Origin of the sequence: Sphingobacterium sp. G1-14 (genome assembly GCF_002196555.1) — a bacterium.
Lineage (GTDB): Bacteria > Bacteroidota > Bacteroidia > Sphingobacteriales > Sphingobacteriaceae > Sphingobacterium > Sphingobacterium siyangense.
Genome location: NZ_CP021381.1, coordinates 228,833 through 242,236 on the forward strand (window position 1 = coordinate 228,833; position 13,404 = coordinate 242,236).

General features: G+C 42.0%; 13 protein-coding genes. 10 read left to right on the forward strand and 3 right to left on the reverse strand.

Annotated elements, in window-relative coordinates:
- Window position 1: 1 nt before the first annotated feature.
- Window positions 2-376, reverse strand: a complete 375-nt coding sequence (locus CBM24_RS01015) for a hypothetical protein (protein ID WP_088159892.1) — start codon at window positions 374-376, stop codon at window positions 2-4.
- 874 nt (window positions 377-1,250) lie between these two features.
- Here CBM24_RS01015 and CBM24_RS01020 point away from each other — a divergent pair.
- The 4 genes from CBM24_RS01020 to CBM24_RS01035 are packed head-to-tail and all read left to right on the forward strand — an operon-like array spanning window position 1,251 to window position 6,823.
- Window positions 1,251-1,628 (forward strand): hypothetical protein, encoded by a 378-nt coding sequence (locus tag CBM24_RS01020; protein WP_088159893.1) that lies wholly within the window; start codon window positions 1,251-1,253, stop codon window positions 1,626-1,628.
- Between the two features lies 1 nt (window position 1,629).
- Window positions 1,630-2,256 (forward strand): TlpA family protein disulfide reductase, encoded by a 627-nt coding sequence (locus CBM24_RS01025; protein WP_088159894.1) that lies wholly within the window; start codon window positions 1,630-1,632, stop codon window positions 2,254-2,256.
- Between the two features lie 43 nt (window positions 2,257-2,299).
- The gene (locus CBM24_RS01030; protein ID WP_157698341.1) at window positions 2,300-5,455 is read left to right on the forward strand and encodes a SusC/RagA family TonB-linked outer membrane protein; all 3,156 of its coding nucleotides are present in this window, start codon (window positions 2,300-2,302) and stop codon (window positions 5,453-5,455) included.
- Between the two features lie 12 nt (window positions 5,456-5,467).
- On the forward strand, window positions 5,468-6,823 hold the full coding sequence (locus tag CBM24_RS01035) for a RagB/SusD family nutrient uptake outer membrane protein (RefSeq protein ID WP_198386020.1): 1,356 nt from the start codon (window positions 5,468-5,470) through the stop codon (window positions 6,821-6,823).
- Between the two features lie 44 nt (window positions 6,824-6,867).
- On the opposite strand, the gene CBM24_RS01040 is transcribed toward CBM24_RS01035, so the two are convergent.
- Both CBM24_RS01040 and CBM24_RS01045 read right to left on the reverse strand, forming a co-directional pair.
- The gene (locus CBM24_RS01040; protein ID WP_088159897.1) at window positions 6,868-7,263 is read right to left on the reverse strand and encodes a hypothetical protein; all 396 of its coding nucleotides are present in this window, start codon (window positions 7,261-7,263) and stop codon (window positions 6,868-6,870) included.
- A gap of 108 nt (window positions 7,264-7,371) precedes the next feature.
- Complete coding sequence (locus CBM24_RS01045; protein WP_088159898.1) at window positions 7,372-7,995, reverse strand: Crp/Fnr family transcriptional regulator; 624 nt, start codon at window positions 7,993-7,995, stop codon at window positions 7,372-7,374.
- Window positions 7,996-8,511: 516 nt separating this feature from the next.
- Here CBM24_RS01045 and CBM24_RS01055 point away from each other — a divergent pair.
- From CBM24_RS01055 to CBM24_RS01080, 6 genes are all read left to right on the forward strand, one after another.
- A complete protein-coding gene (locus CBM24_RS01055) occupies window positions 8,512-9,435 on the forward strand; it encodes a hypothetical protein (RefSeq protein WP_088159900.1) in 924 nt (307 codons plus the stop codon).
- A 71-nt stretch (window positions 9,436-9,506) separates the two neighbouring features.
- Window positions 9,507-10,565, forward strand: a complete 1,059-nt coding sequence (locus CBM24_RS01060) for a histidine kinase (RefSeq protein WP_088159901.1) — start codon at window positions 9,507-9,509, stop codon at window positions 10,563-10,565.
- 27 nt (window positions 10,566-10,592) lie between these two features.
- Window positions 10,593-11,345 carry a LytR/AlgR family response regulator transcription factor gene (locus tag CBM24_RS01065; protein WP_198386021.1) on the forward strand — a complete coding sequence of 251 codons (753 nt, stop codon included), beginning with the start codon at window positions 10,593-10,595 and terminating at the stop codon, window positions 11,343-11,345.
- 30 nt (window positions 11,346-11,375) lie between these two features.
- On the forward strand, window positions 11,376-11,681 hold the full coding sequence (locus CBM24_RS01070) for a hypothetical protein (RefSeq protein ID WP_088159903.1): 306 nt from the start codon (window positions 11,376-11,378) through the stop codon (window positions 11,679-11,681).
- A 427-nt stretch (window positions 11,682-12,108) separates the two neighbouring features.
- Window positions 12,109-12,753, forward strand: coding sequence for a DUF6266 family protein (locus CBM24_RS01075; RefSeq protein WP_088159904.1), 645 nt, complete (start codon window positions 12,109-12,111; stop codon window positions 12,751-12,753).
- Between the two features lie 84 nt (window positions 12,754-12,837).
- Complete coding sequence (locus CBM24_RS01080; RefSeq protein ID WP_088159905.1) at window positions 12,838-13,380, forward strand: DUF6266 family protein; 543 nt, start codon at window positions 12,838-12,840, stop codon at window positions 13,378-13,380.
- Window positions 13,381-13,404: the final 24 nt, after the last annotated feature.

Genomic DNA, 13,404 nt, shown 5'->3' on the forward strand with positions numbered 1-13,404 from the left:
TCTATTTTTTATCAGATAGGGCCTCTATCAATAACTTTTGTGTAGAAATTAAATCCTTTTGAGTCTGTATTGTTTCTTCCTGCCTAGATATCAGTCGATTAGCCTGGTCTAACTGCTCGTTCAGAGAATTGATTTTTTCATTCCATTGTTTATACTCTTCCTCTCGATAAGTTTTAAATGGCTCATCGTTATAGTAATATTGTATGAAATTATGGTCTAATGCCTTTGAATAGGTTAATAGTTTATCAATGGAAAGAGAAGATCTTTTATAATCATTTCCAACATTTTGCTGGTTTTCATTTATCAGATCACCAACCAATTTCTGCGACAAGTTTTTTCTATCCGCGATTTCCTTAATCTTTTCTCCGATATTCATTAATTTTATTTGTTGTTTTTACAAAATATTTTGTTGATAATTTTTATTTAATTATATTTGTATCATAATCAGGTAATCTGATTTAGTCTCGGATATCGAAACGGCAAATTTCAAATGACACGAGATGTAGGGTTTGCGAACCCCCCAGCTTTTTGTATCTTTACAACAAGGAGGGGCGAGCACTCTCTATTGGAAACTGTGTCAAGGCTCTTTGCCGTGCCCGATGTTCGGTGGAAGATAGTGAGGCTCGCCCCTTTTATATTTAGCCATGCCTTTCATATCTTCCCCCCTTGAGACTCTTTTTGTTAACCATATTGTAATATTATGAGATCAAAAGAGCTAAGAACATTTACAGAACGACGGCAGATCAAGGATCAGCTTCGTCGGCTTGCAGTATCACTGCTCATCAAGAACAAATACTGCCCGCCAGAATAGCTTCTCAAAAGCTTAAAATCAGCAATGGCCCTTTACCTCGGATGAGGAATGTGCATACAAAAGCCAACAAAGGCCTGTGGATAGCACCGCCACTGTTGATTTTGCCGACCGGTACTTTTTTAAGATCTATGCCCCAAAAATGCACGGCTCCCTTCTCTTTTATCTTCGCACTTTAAAAGTAAGGGTTTCCGAAATCAAAAGCAAAGATTAAAGAAAAATACGATTGTAGATTATCTATATATAAGGTCGGTTTTTTATTTTACCAACGGACGCGGTATCGTCTCTATCAAATTACGTGTAACTGTCCTGCACCGCGCCCGATAACCTATTTCTTATTTTTTCACTGCTGTGACCTGAGCCCATTCAGGTTCTCGCAAAAAGCTGATTTCGGTCGGACAGGGAGAGCTATGCGCTAAGGTCACAGCCAAAAACTAAACACATGAAAGCTATTTATGAAGATCTCCTGCATCTCGATAGGCCATTTTACGAGATCCATGAAGACAGTTACGATCCATTGAAATGTATCGAAAACTTTTGGGATAATTATCCGCTAGTCTCAATACGCGAATACCTATATGCTTTGGATTTCAAATGCAAAAACCTCGAAACAGCTGCCGAAAGCAAATTGGAGGCTGTACAGCAAACGCTATTTTTGGCCGATATCCTGCGTGCTCTGATGGCGTATTTCCTGACACATAGCCGCCATTTAGATACGACCCAAATAAAACTGTCAACTCTGGGCGCAAGTATGGAGGAACTCCAGCTGACCAAACAAATCAACGATTTTTTTCAATCCATTAACCAATCAAAACCTTAAGATGATGAAATCAACACTATACAATTTATACAAGGCTTTTAAAAGCAAACGAGCACGAGCAATACTGCTGTGTTTGGTTTCTATGTTTAGTTTATCGGCCCAGACGCCCCGCAAGGACAGTGGGGCCAATGGGCTTCCTACAGTTGCACCAATCAATGTAGGCGATCGGGTTCCCGAAGATTTTTATACCCGACAGTATAAAGTTTACACGAATGGTACGGCTATCACTACAGATTTAAAACATCTGAAAGGTAAGCTGATCATCTTGGACTTCTGGGCCACATGGTGCGGAATGTGCCTAACCCAGATGCCAAAAGGTGAGAAGCTGAGTCAAAGGTATGCAGATACGCTAGCGATGGTACTTGTCAATACCAAACATCGCCGCGATGATCTCCAAAAAATTAAAAAGACCTATAACGAAACCTTATCTCGGATAGGAGGAAATTTGCTCCCTACTGTGTATGATGACGAATACCTGATACGCTTGTTTCCACATGCTTCAATTCCGAGGTATGTATGGATCTCGCCACGCGGTACCGTGCTGGCAATTACAGGTCATACATTCGTAAATAAAGAACAGATTGATAATGTAATTGACTTGTTGAGGGGGCAAGGTAATTATGAATAAGTGGTTAATTTACATGCTCTTCATTACATTATGCTTCATGCAAATGGAATTAAAAGCGCAGCACAACTATACTGGAACAGTAGTAGATGAGTCTACCAAGCCAATTGCTGGCGCGAGCATTACGCTGTTAAAAACGAAAACGCAAACCAGGACAGATCGCGAAGGAAAGTTTCAAGTATCGGCGACTGATCTTAGTGAACGGCTATCTGTCAGCTACATGGGGTATGAAACGCGTGTACTGGCGCTCGCTGAATCCAAAAATAAGAACTTTTGGATCGTTCTCACCAAGAAAACGAATCAGCTTGAGGAGGTGATGGTCGAAACAGGCTACCAGCGCATTCCCAAAGACCGTGCTACAGGGGCTTTTGCATTGGTAGATGATAAGATCATAACGCAGAGACTATCATCGGGCAATATTCTTGACCGCCTGGAGGGGAATTTTTCCGCCCTGCAGATGGATCGGCGTAAGGGTACCAATCAGATCAATATCCGTGGTATAAATACTCTTTCGGATGCTTTGATGGGGCCACTTATTATTGTCAATGACCTGCCTTTTGAAGGGGATATCAATGCCATCAATCCGAATGATGTGGAGACCGTTACGCTGCTGAAGGATGCTGCAGCGACATCGGTCTGGGGGGCACGGGCCGGAAATGGTGTTATCGTGATCAAACTCAAAAATCGCAATAAACAGGAGGGAACAGCGGTGGACTTTTCGTCTAATCTGACCATTACCGCAAAACCTGACCTGATGTATTTACCTAAAATGTCTTCGGCAGAGTTTATCGAAGTGGAAAAAATGCTGTTTGACAAAGGGTTTTACAATACGATATTGAATGGAACAAATTCCAATAGGGGTATCGTCTCTCCGCTTGTTGATGGGCTGTATGATCTTTCCAAAGGACTGGTTACGCAGGAGGAAATGAATGCACGTATCGAAAAATATAAAACATTGGATTACCGCAATGACCTGCTCCGCTACGTCTATCGCAATGGTACCCTAAGCCAAAATAATATCGCCTTGTCAGGCCGTGGTGAGCAGAGTGGTTACCGGGTAGGGATCGGCTACGATAGAAATATGCTCAGCAAAAGGGAGAGCAGCAATCAACGGCTGGTGATCAATGGAAGTTATCAGCTGAATTTCTGGAAACACTTTAGGCTGGAGAGCAATCTGCTTTATTCCAATATGAAGAATAGCTATAATCCGGACCTCATTGATTATCCGATAGGTGTTGGCGGGGGCAGGACAAATCTGTATCCTTATGCGCAATTGATGGGTGATGCCGGCAATCCGATGGTAATTCCATCACAGTATAATTTTAGGTATATGGAATCAGTTGCTGATCGCAATGAGGGGTTGCTCGACTGGTTTTACCGGCCTTTGAATGAATTTGGTGTTTCCAAAGCTGATAACAATACCAATTATTGGAATGCAGGGCTTAAACTATCGGTCAAGCTGTGGAATAGTTTGGAGATTACTGGTCAGTATGGTTTTGAAGGGCAATTGGGGGCGAACCGGACCCTACGCGGACAGGAGTCTTTCTTTACGCGTGATTTGATCAATCGCTTTACACAGGTCGGTAATGGGACCGTAAAACGGATTGTACCGCTGGGAGGGATACTGACCAATGGGAACAATGATTTCACCAGCCATAAAGGAAGAGTACAGCTCAATTTTGCACACAAATGGAGTGATCTACATGAACTGAATTTCTTTGCTGGATCAGAAGTATCCACTCGGACAGAGGAGAGTGATCTTTTTACAACTTACGGATTTGATGAGAAATTGTATATCAGCCAATTGGTCAATCCTGTAGATGCCTATCCAATTTATGATGGCCTTAGTGGCTTGAGCCGAATTCCTTATACAAATGGTTTTGATAAACTGACTCGGCGCTATGTTTCGTTATTTGGAAATGCTTCGTATACTTACAAGGGGCGTTATATCTTTTCAGTTAGTGGGCGTAGGGATGCATCTAATCTATTTGGAGTAAATGCCAACAATAGATGGAATCCACTGTGGTCGACCGGTCTGGCTTGGAGAGTTTCGGACGAAGCTTTTTTTCCAAAGAATAGTGTTATCAATAGCCTAAAACTACGGTCCACCTTGGGGCATAGCGGAAATTCGGGAGGCATGACTACAAGTTTACCCATCTTGACATATATGGCAGGTCTGAATACTGATGTAAGTACTTTTCCTCGTGCAAAAGTATCCATACTACCTAATCCATCGCTTCGCTGGGAGGATGTACGGATGATCAATGTCGCCTTGGATGCGGCACTTTTTAATAATAGAATTTCATTATCGGCAGATGCTTATTTCAAAAAATCTACCGATCTCTTTGCTTCTGATCCTATAGATCCAACCTACGGTTTTACAACGGTAAGGCGAAATGTAGCCGTTGCATCGGGAAAAGGAATCGATATCGACCTGGATGCAAAGTTGTTGGATGGCAACTTCAAATGGAAAGCGAAAGTACTTTTTACGATCAATAAGGATAAGGTGGATAAATATTACGGCGGAACATGGCGCGCATTGACATTTACTTCTTCTGCTGGAAGAAATCTATCGCCCGTAGAAGATAAAGCACTTTATCCTGTATTTTCTTATCGCTTTGTGGGGCTCGATCCAATGAGTGGTGACCCTCAAGGATATTTAAAAGGAGAAGTGTCCAAAGATTATACCAAAATGTTGGCAGATTCCATGCAACATTTGGTCTACCATGGAACAGGTATACCACCATATTATGGATCATTAAATCAGACCTTCAGCTGGAAATCCTGGATGCTGATTGTGCATATTGCCTATAAGTTTGGCCATTTTTTTCAGAAGGAAACCATTCGTTATCAGGATTTATTTAATAGTTGGCGTACACATGGTGATTACACACAACGTTGGCAGAATCCTGGAGATGAATTGTGGACATTGGTACCTTCTATGACTTATCCGGCAAATTCCAACCGAGACAATTTCTATGCCTACTCTGAAGCAAACATTGGAAGAGGTGACCTAATACGTTTACAGGATATACGACTACAATATCAGTGGAAATTAGCAAAGAATTATCCTATACAGTGTTATGCTTCGGTAAATAATGTGGCTTTGCTATGGAAAGACAACAAATGGGGGATAGACCCCGACTATAATAATATGCCTCCGGCTCGAAATTACACTGCCGGGGTATCAGTGCATTTTTAAATAACGATGGATATGAAATATATTATTTATACAATGATGATTTTGCTTCTGAGTGTTTTCTCCCAATCTTGTGATAAATTTTTGGATGAAAAGCCTCAGTTGTCTGCAGCTACCCCAGATAAGGAAGAGGACTTAAGGGCGCTGTTAGATTTTGAATCCCAGATTAATCTTTATTATCCTGGCTTGATCGAATTAGGGACGGATGATTATTATTTGGCTGATGTCGACTATGGAAAAATGCTAGCAAGCTATCAGGAAGCTTATACCTGGGACAAGGAAATGCTCTCTATGGATGTTGATTATTGGAGATTATGTTACAACACCATCATGATTGCTAATATTGTATTGGAGGGAGTAGAAAGATTGCAGCCAATCAAAAATATGGATATCCGAGGTGAAGCGATGTTTGTTCGCGGACTGGCACATTTTTATGTAGCTCAGTTATACAGTCCTCTATTTGATAAGGATACAGATAGTCCCTATGGGGTACCAATCAGGTTGACTTCTGATTTTAATGTGCCTGTTACCCGAGCGACAGTGCATGAGACTTATAAACAGATTATTGATGATCTTAGTGGTGCAATCCCATGTTTGAAAGATCAGGCTTCTGAAATCAATAGGCCGAGCAAACGTGCCGCTTATGCAGCCCTAGCCCGCATCTATCTTAGTATGTCGGATTATGTAAAGGCTCGATATTATGCAAATGAAAGTCTGAAACTAAATGCTGATTTAATGGATTTTAATGCAATCGATCCGACACCTGCTTTTCCGATTAACCCGAAGAATGTGGAGATGATCTATTATGGCTCAACAATATCGGCGAGTAGTGTGTTACATAATAGCACGGCACGGATACCGAAGTCTATCTATAATTCATTTGCAGATAATGATCTTCGTAAATCGGTTTTTTTCAAAACTGTCAACGCAACAGAATATGCATTTAAAGGTTACTATTCGGGAAGGTCAGCTTCCTACTTTGCCGGATTTGCAAATGACGAACTTTACTTGATCCGGTCGGAATGCAATGCCCGGCTGGGGACTACAAAAGAGGCGTTGGATGATATGAATAAGCTTTTGGAAAATAGAGTCCGTAAGGGGACTTTTGAAAAGTTGGTGGTTTCAGATACGAAGGATCTTTTAAATCTGATATTGAACGAACGGCGTAAGGAAATGTTATTTCGTGGTGTAAGGTGGTCTGATCTGAAGCGATTGAATGTAGATCCTGATTATGCGATTGATCTCTATCGTGAAATAAATGTCAACGGAAAAATAAAAAGGTACGAGCTGCCTGCGAATGATTCCCGTTATCTCTATCCCATTCCAGCCGAAGTGATTATGCAAAGTGATATTCCACAAAACCCACGGTAAGAAAGAAAAGCAGGCTTTCAATCTCAGAAAGCCTGCTTATTGTTTTACTGACTAGAACGGAGAGCGAGAACAGTGTCGTTCGTTGTAGGAGTAGGGGTAGAAGTCGCGTCTTGAATTTCGCTTTCTACAGTTTGACCCGAAGGTTGAACATGGGACATGTCTGGTTGACCAGAACCATTGTCGGGTGCTGAGATAGAGCAGATTTCTTCTGTTTTATCCCCACATTCAAATTTAGGCGTCAATGCATAGTTAGCTGGATTTGTAGGATCCGAATTGACCAGCTCATTGTTGTACCAAGTCTGGTTGGCTCTTGTTGTTGTAGTTTTTGGCTCTACTTTCACTTCTTCCTTTTCCGTAAAGCTTTGGGTACCGTATGCAAGGCCCAATCCTAATACGGCTAATGTGCCGGCACGTAGCCAGCTGTTTCTTTTTGTAAGCATAAGCTTAAAGTTTAGTTTATAAAATGTTTATTAAAGCCAGCACTTTCGCTAGCTCCTTATACAAAGTTGCATGCAAAATAAGTCTGATATAGGCCTGTACCATAGGAGCTATTTTTGGGCATATTTGCCCGTGAGCAGAAAATACTGAGCCTGCTGCACCGTGTGGCGGGAGATGCCCAGTAGATCAGCCTGCTCAACCTGTGTGGTAGCAGCTTTAATTTCGGGCAACAGCCGGGTAAAGTTAAGGTAACGCTCAAAAGGAGAATAGCCCAATGTGGCCTGCCTTAGCAAAACCAGTTGCCTCTTCTTTTTATTGCCCAATACGTCAATCAATGTATCGATGGATTTTTCCTGTTCCTGAAACTGCCGAAGTACCGAATGCGGGATCACAATAATAATTCCCGAACGGAGTGCCACTATATGCCCGCTGTGTAGATGATGTGTATAGAGGTGATTAGTCGTCATCAAAGCCATGTTTGGAATAGCCAGGCTCATGATTCTGCGTTTGCCGGTTTCCGTATTTTCTTCCACCCGCGCCAGGAGACCTTTCGCGACAAAATAGGTCATCTCCGAAGGACGGTCAGCTGGACTGAGTTGCTCGCCTCGTTTGACGATCTTGACTTTGAGGTTGTCCTTTGCCCACTGATAGTGAAAATGATCTATTGTGTGATATTTTCCCCAAAAATCAAATAATAGTTTGAATCCCGCCTTGGTGTTATGCTTAATTGACATAATAAAGTTTTTTTCGGTTTATCTGGCTAACTGACAATAATATATGTTGCACTAACAAAGCTACGATGATTGAAAGTCATTGACGAAACTACCCTTATAATACCTTTTGACTCTAGAAAAACCTCTTTTGCCCCCCAAATTATCGACAAAATGGAAAGTTTAGGAACCAAAAGGTAGATGAAGGCAATGTCTTTTGGCTCTCCAATTATTAGTTGAATTTTTACTCCCGATCGATCCACAGTCTTCAGTGCCTGAAGCCGTAATGCTGTTGCGAGAACAGCCTATGGTTTTATTTTTTACGAGAAACAGCGTGGAAATAACAACATTATTAGCCCAATTTGGACTATACAATCCACATCCTCTGACCATCACTGACCTGATGTTAGGTATTGATGAAGAGGATGATGGAGGGAAATGCAATATCGTTTTCCCTTAAGAGTATCAAGATAATTGAGTATGCTGTGCCTTATCCTTAGGCATGGCATATTCCCAATGTTAACCCTAACGTATTTTTATATGCAATTTACTTGGAAAGCCGCCATGCAGGCCTACACCGAAAAGGATTGGCGGGACTTTGTTTTTTTCTCGGCCAATGTGCAACATCTTTTGGGTATCCATCAGCTTGATATCCAGCAAAATCTACACCGTGAAACGATTAATTTCTCAAGTCGGCAGGCAGAAATGGACCCTGCTAAATTTCAGTTCGATTACAACATCTTTTGGCTCTCGCCGCCAGAGCGACCACAAGTTATCCTTAGCTTTCATTTTGGTTACTATCGCGCTGTGCCAGCTTTACTGGTTCAGCGCGGCTATAAACTTTGTATTCCTGTGGCTAAAGAGGTTATGTTGCAGCAGTCACAGCATTATGCAGCTTTGCTCGGTGACCGTTGGCAAAAACAAGTTGTATTTCTAGACGCCGAGGATCCTTATCTTTTCTTTAAGTTGCGGCAGCAGATGGATCTTGGCTATCATATATTCTGCTACCTCGATGGAGGGGTAAGTGCCGAAAAAGATTTCCAGGCGCAAAAATTAAGCGAAATCCCTTTTCTAAATGGCAGCATTAAGATAAAGCATGGGATTCTACATATGGCTTTTTTGCTTCAAAAAAATATAACAGTTCTAATTGCCAAAATAGCGGCAGAAAATGAGCCCATTGTTATTTGCACATTGAGTCATTGGTATAAAAACTGGTTTCCGAGCGCCAGGCAGTTTACGGACTATTTTAGCCGCATCATTTATGGGGATTTCGAAGAGATCCTGTTGGAATATCCGGAGGCCTGGGAAGCTTGGTTTTACCTACACAAAAGTATGTCACCAAGCTCAGATGAAGCAACCTGGTCGGCAACTAATCGTATAATTTCATTTAGCATGAAAGAGAAACAGCTGCTGCTCGACAAGTTTACTTACCTGAGTTATCCTCTTCCTGTAACGATTTTATAAGAAATCGATTGGAATACTTGTCTAAACATAATGTTGTAATTATCTTTAGGTTATCAATATAAACCAATAATATGAATAGGTTCTTTAAAAGAAAGTGGCTGTCGCACTGCTGTTTCTGGATAGGATATAGTTTTTATTTTTTTGTTGTAAATGCACTAGGCAATTCCAGACTGAATCTGGGAGCTTCCTTCATCACCGTGTTTTACTGCGCGATCATCTTCTATGCGATATATCTGATTTTGAAGTATGTTTACGATCGGGGTCATATACTGGGAACTATCGTGTTGATGATAGGCTTTTATTTACTCTCCGGAATATTCGTGTACTACGAACTGTATGGAAAATTTGGACTGGAGATTATAAATAACAAGTACGTTGTCGTTCATCATGCCTTTAGTTGGACGAAGTATTCTCAGACCTTTCTCGTCATGCATAGTAATTATACGGTGATGGCGGTGGGCTATTATTACTATAAGAGTAAGCTTCGCGAATCAACTGATAAACTTGAGGCAGTGAAAGCACGCCTGAATGCAGAATCTAGCATGAAATCTTTTCAGTATACAACCTTATCTGCACAGGTGCATCCGCATATGATGGCGAATATTTTTAGCTATTTAAAAAATAAGGTGGATCCCTATGATCGTAAATTGGGCATGCAGCTTGAGGAAATTTATCGCTTAATGAAATTCTACATGGAGGCCCATCAGGTGGAAGGGGCAACCCATATATTATTAGCAGATGAAGTGAAAGCACTGGAGCAGTACTTGTCCATCCAGGAGGAAGTCGAACCGAATCCTTTTTATATAAATGTTTGCTGCTCGGGTAACCTGATGCGATTTAGTACTGCACCTACACTATTGCAGACGCTCGCTGGTAACTTATTCAAGCATGCGGACCTTTGGGATAAAGATCACCCGGCCAAAATCGACATTCTTGTCGGTAATGCCGGTTATCGGATTATGGTTCAAAATAAAAAACGAAGCGGCCCTCAGATGATGCCAAGTCACGATGTGGGGCTTCGAAATGTACGAACACGCATGGAATACCTCTTTGGAACGGACTTTTCGATGGAAGAAAAGCAGGACGCTGAGCATTATGAACTCACGTTATGTGTGCAGCGCTACAAATAATTTAAGGAACAAAAAATGACGGAAAATATGAATAGAATATGGATAGGAATCATCATCGATGACCAAAAGCCGCATATAGACCATCTGCTTGAGATGGTCGAAGAGATCGGCTATGTGCAGATTGCCAAAACATTTAGTGATCCGCAGGAAGCCCGGATTTTTCTGCGTGCCAACAAAGTGGATTTTATGATCCTTGATGTCGAACTAGGAAAGACCAACGCTTTTGATTTTTTAAGAACCTTGCCCAGCTCAAATCTAAAAACAATTCTTTATACAGCACACCGCCAATACGAAGACCCGGGATACGATTTCGGCGTCGTTGATGTGCTGCTCAAAGAGGTGTCTAAGAGTCGTTTCTATGCCGCATTGCGCCGGGTGGACGAAGTGCTCGCTAAATTGATCCCCCTCGCTGATCACGATTCACTGGAAAATTATACGTATTATTTTATGATCAAAGGGCCGGTGCGTTATCAGCGTACGGAGGTTCGTATGAAAGAACTTGTTTATGTGGAAAGTACCAATGGACAGGTTAAATTTCACATGATCGGGGGTAAAACACTGAGCTGCAGCAGTACCATGCGGGAAGTATTGGGCCGACTGCCGGTGAAGTGGTTTAAGCAATGCCATCAGAGCATTATTATTAATATCAATTTTTTTTACAGTTATGGCGTTGGCGGGGTACTGATGACTGAAGGAACGAAAAAAACGCTCCCCGTAGGTGACAAAAAACTGTATCCGGAATTCTTTAGCTTTATTAATTCCAATACACTTGGTGGATAATCCCATTTGCCATTATAGACAACTAAAAATATGAGAAAAAATTCGTACAACAACCCAAGCCCAAAGACAGATGCGCATCTCTTGCAGGCCTTACATATCCTTTTTACAGAAATACAAAAGTTGAAAACTGCAGTGCTGGATAGCATTCAGGCTGATGACGACAAGGTGGAACTTCGTGACACGGTATTTGTCAAAGATACGGTAGGCGTATCGGACCGTACGTTGTTGCGGTATCAAAACTTAGGCCTTATTGAGGTGTATCAGCGCGATAAAGGGGGCAAAAAGTATTTTAAGCTTGACGACGTGCTCCGACTCAAACGTTATTTAAATAGCTGATGTTAAATTGCAGCGAAGTTCTTGGCCATCGGGCCGGGCTTCGCTGCTGTTTAAGCGCTCGTTCGCATCTGCCATAGGCTTGGTTCATCCCTTTCATGCCCTTTTCTCGCCAATTTTCCTAGCTAACTCCTAGTTGAGACCTTGTGTTTACCTATCGAACTAGGTCTTAAATAGGTTCATCATCGGTATTTGATAAGTCAATCCCAACTGGAGGCCATAAGCAATCCGGTAGCAGATCATTGTAGGGTTTTCTACTTATCGATTGGCTGCATTCGGACAATTGATAGGCAACCTTCGGACAAGCATCGGACAATCTGTTTTGTGTTGTATTTTTCTGTTAATGAATGTTTTATGTTTGTTCTGTCAAGCAAAAATACCGGTATAAAAATCTTGGCGATTTATTTTTTAACCCTTAAAATTTTTAAAAATGGGAACAATTGTAAACGGAGCAAATGGGGGCTTTAGTGGTAAGGCCGGCTCAGTGATCGGTGCCAGTTGGAAGAGCATCAACTATATCAGAGGGCTCGCTAAAAAGAGCAATAAGCCGTATACGGAAGCACAGCTCATCGTGCAGGCAAGATTTAAGACGCTGATGCGTTTTCTGCTGCCGATTAATAACTTTCTAAAAATCGGTTTTGGCCAGAAAAAGGCAGATCGCCTCACGCCGCTCAACTACGCTTTTCAGCTAAATCAGGATCTGGCTATTCAGGGTGTTTATCCTGATCTGAGCTTGGACTATAGCAAGATCAGAATTGCTGATGGGATCTACGGCGGGGGCGGAACAGTAGAAGCTGGTTTTGATGCAGATCAGATCACAGTGGCTTGGTCGACGGGCAATAACGATGTCTACGAGACAAAAGGAGACGATCTCTTTTATGTGATCTGTTACCATCCGGCAAAGGATGAATTCATGACTTCGCCAACTTTGCCGAAAAGGCAAGATGGGGTGATCACATTTGGAGTGCCTGAGCATCTGCTGGGAGATGCTGTGCATATCTGGTATTTTATGTCCGACCGGACAAAGACCAAAATCAGCAGAAGCAGTTATCTCGGTGAAATAATGCTAGCCTAAGAAGCAGAAAATTGCCAAGGGCATACCTGCCCTTGGTATATTTCGGTATCGTGAAAAGGATGTTATTCATTAATACATTTTCAGATGAAAAAAAGAAAACAAAAGAAGACAATAGGTATGCTGATGACGCAGCAAAAATTTTATCTGGCCAGCCAATATCTCTTGCCATTGGCATCGATTATTAAGGAGGGATTTGCACAGTACGTACGTCGGGAAAAAGCAAAACATCTTTCTGCCCGAAATCTGGCAATGGCGCATGCGGTCAAATATGCGGTCAAAGGTGAATACCCGGATCAATATATTGATCCTGCTCTCATTCTGCTCTCCGATGGTTCTGTGCAAGGGATAAGCGTAGAGAGTATGGCGCTGGATGATAATGGATTGTGGTTAGACTTTGACGGTGGTGAGATCACGGCCATGAACCACGATGACGAGCTGCTGTTGGTGGCTTATGATCCGATAGCCGGAGTCGCTATCCGTAACGAGGCCCTGGTTACGCGCTCGAGTTCAGGCTTAAGACTCGAACTGCCTGATTATATGCAAAATGTCCGGCTTGATGTCTTTATCTTGCTGCGCGATCGGAATCGAAACCGCTATTCGCGGAGTCAATATGCGGGCAACGTATAACTATTTTTTACTATTAAATTATAT